The sequence below is a fragment of the Aeromonas media genome (assembly GCF_000819985.1).
Taxonomy (GTDB): domain Bacteria; phylum Pseudomonadota; class Gammaproteobacteria; order Enterobacterales; family Aeromonadaceae; genus Aeromonas; species Aeromonas media.
In genome coordinates, this window is the sequence record NZ_CDBZ01000076.1 from 1 (window position 1) to 3,089 (window position 3,089).

Below are 3,089 nucleotides of genomic sequence, written 5' to 3' on the forward strand. Positions count from 1 at the left end.
AACATCCGACAGGGATTTATCCCTCCGGCGATGGAGTACAAATGGTTCTGCTATTTCGAAGGAGAAACTCTCCACCTATACCGGAGCTGGACGGGGAGCAAGGCGGCGGAAGTGCTCTTTGTTCGTGACAGTGAAGGTTGGTGGCTGGCATCGAGAATGCGGTTGTCGCTGGATCCTGATCATTTCGGCTGGTCTTTGGAGGAGGCCAAATCGATCATCGAAAGCGAAATTGCCTTTTATGCCGCCGGGCAAGTCCCCGCCGATGGCTTTGCGCAGATGCTGCAAACGGCGTCCCAAGCGGGTTATTTCGGCTCGCCCAGCGTCGTGCATGAATTGCTGTTTCCCTTCTTCCATTGTCTGCTCTGCAAGGGGGTGGCGCCGCATATCGAGGGCATCCCAGCGCGAAGCGTTGCCGATGTTGTGGAGGAAAATAAACGGGTAACGCGTGCGATCAGCAGGCAGACCGGGGAGGTGCACGGCCTGGAGGCGTGGCGCACGGCGGAGCAACTTGGCAAGGCCCTCATCCATTACTTCGAGTTGGATGAGGGGTGGCACCCAGGGGAAGATCTCGCCTTCACGCTCAGTGAGGGGCTGGCTGCCGTCGGCATTCAGGTATCCGAGGTGATCCTGGCCTTTATCCATGCGCCATCTCCCACGCTGGACGGCCTCATTCAGTATTTGAAGGTGATACAGGACTTTGTGGTCAGCGTCATGATGGGCACTAACAGCGCCTATTACCCGGATCTGGTGTTGGCGGATTTCAGCTGGGCGCGTCGCAATGAGTTTGCGGCCCAAGGCCGCGCCATGAGCCACGCGCGAGCGGACGAAGAAGACGTCGAATAGGAAGATGAGCCAACCCCGGGGACCGCATACCATCCCAGCCCGTCGACAAGCTCGACGCCATGTCAAAGGTGCGGCCGACAAGCCTGTGAACGTCGCCATCCAACGGGATTTTTAATAAACATTCTGCTCAGTTGAGCATCAGCAGGCGGGAGTGTGAGTCACCATTGGTTTCCATGAAATCGGGCGTGTTAGCCTGTTGCACAGTAGTGGCCAGCATAGGCATTGACGCGATTATCGTGGTTATCGCCGGGCAAAAGCACTATTCGCACCACTTACATCTGCCTTTCAAGCACGCTTAAGGAGTATTCATGCAAATCAGCCAGTGGACTACGGAGATCATTGTCATCAGCGTCATCATTGCAGTCGCTTGCTGCGTGATTGGCTACTTTGTGGCGGCGCTGCGCCACGGCAACCGACTCGGTCAGCTCACTAGCCAACTGGGGCAGGCACAGCAGGCACAGGGCTTGCTGACACAGCAATTGGCACAGGCTCAGGAGCAGCTCAAGGCGGCGGAACAAAAATGTCATGGGCAGCAGGTGGAGGCCGGCAAGGTGCAGACCCAGCTAGAGGGTGCCAAAGAGCAGCTGCAAGAGTTGGCGACGCAATTGAGCGAACGTAAGGCTGCCAGCGAGGCCTTGCAGCAGCAGTTGAGCGCGGCCAAGGAGCAGCAACATGACGCGGAGAAGCGTCTGGAGACGGCACAGGCCGAAAACCGTGGTCAGAAAGAGCAGATCGCTGACTTGCGTGAACGCTTGAATCTGGCTGATGGGCAAAACCGAGCAGCCCATGATGAGATCAGCCAGCTCAAGGATAAGTTGGCCAATGAAGGCAAACATGCGCAATCCCTGCAGAGCGCGGAGCGCGAAGTCCGTGAACAACTGGTGGATGTCAAACAGACCCTGAAAGAGCGTGAGAACGCCATTCTCGGCCTGCAGGAGCGGTTGCATCAGGTTGATAACGAACACACCGAGCTCAAGACCACGCTGCAAAAGCGGGAAGAGCACTTCCAGGAGCAGCTGGGTCAACTTGCCGATGCCAAGAAGACACTGGCACAGGAGTTTGAAAACCTCGCCAACAAGATTTTCGACGAGAAGGGCAAGGCGTTCACTCAGAGCAGCCAGATCGGGATCGATAGCCTGCTCAAGCCATTTCGCGAGCAGATCGAAGGATTCCAGAAACGGATCAACGAGGTGCACGATGTCTCGGTGCAAGGCAGCGCTCAGCTCAATGCCGAGATCCGGAAGGTGCTGGAAATTGGTCTGAATATGAGCAAGGAGGCCAACAACCTCACGTCGGCCCTCAAGGGCGATTCCCAGCAGCGCGGAGCCTGGGGGGAAGCGCAACTGCGCCGCACACTGGAGATGAGTGGCCTGATTGAAGCGGCCCACTACGAAGTGCAGAGCAGCTTCAAGGATGCGGAAGGCAAGCACAAGCAGACCGACTATCTGATCAAACTGCCGGATGGCAAACACATCATCATCGACAGCAAGGTTTCTTTGGTGGCTTATGATCGGGCGGTAGCGGCCGAGAGCCCAGAGGCGTATCAGCTGGCGATGGCAGAGCATCTCAAAGCGGTGCGCAAGCATATCGACGATCTGGCATCGAAGGATTACATCAACTTGATTGGCATGCACAGCCCCAGCTTTGTGCTGATGTTCATGCCGATTGAACCCGCCTATATCGAAGCGTTGAAGCACAACAAGGATTTGTTCGAGTATGGATACAACAAGGGCATCGTACTGGTCTCACATACGACCCTGATCCCCATCCTGCGCACGGTATCAAATCTGTGGATGATCGAACGCAGCAATACGGAGGCCCGCGAGATCAGTGAAAAAGCCGGCGACATCTACAACCAGGTCTGCCTTGTTGCCGAACGTCTGAGCAGCTTGGGCGGCACGCTCAACACCGCCAGCAATCACTACAACAACACGGTCAAGGCGCTGGTGGGCAAGCAAGGGCTGTATGGCAAAGTGGAGAGATTCAACAAACTCTCGGCGAAGGCCAGCAAGACACTGCCGCAACTGGACGCCATGCATATGGACTTCGAACAGGATCGGTTGTCATTGATCGTCGAGGCTCTGGAAGAGCCCGGCACGATTGCCATAGAGGAAACGGCGCCGACGGCATAGTCGTTTAACGATGCAGATCGCGTAAAACAATCAAGGCGCTACACAGGCGCCTTGATTGTCTGGGTTGCAACCCATTGCCATCGTCGTCCAGCAGACCCCGCCGATAAACGCCGG

Annotated in this window: 2 protein-coding genes; both read left to right on the forward strand. The window is 56.5% G+C overall.

The window, feature by feature from the left end; genetic code table 11:
- Positions 1–843 (forward strand): hypothetical protein (locus BN1127_RS06650; protein ID WP_042648932.1); only part of this gene is annotated, 843 nt, incomplete at its 5' end.
- Positions 844–1,151: 308 nt separating this feature from the next.
- Entirely contained in the window at positions 1,152–2,975 is a 1,824-nt protein-coding gene (locus BN1127_RS06655; protein WP_042648933.1) for a DNA recombination protein RmuC, read from the forward strand.
- Positions 2,976–3,089 lie beyond the last annotated feature (114 nt).

Bases quoted from the DNA above. Each gene is read 5' to 3' on its own strand.
- BN1127_RS06655 (WP_042648933.1), top strand. From the start codon at position 1,152: ATGCAAATCAGCCAGTGGACTACGGAGATCATTGTCATCAGCGTCATC.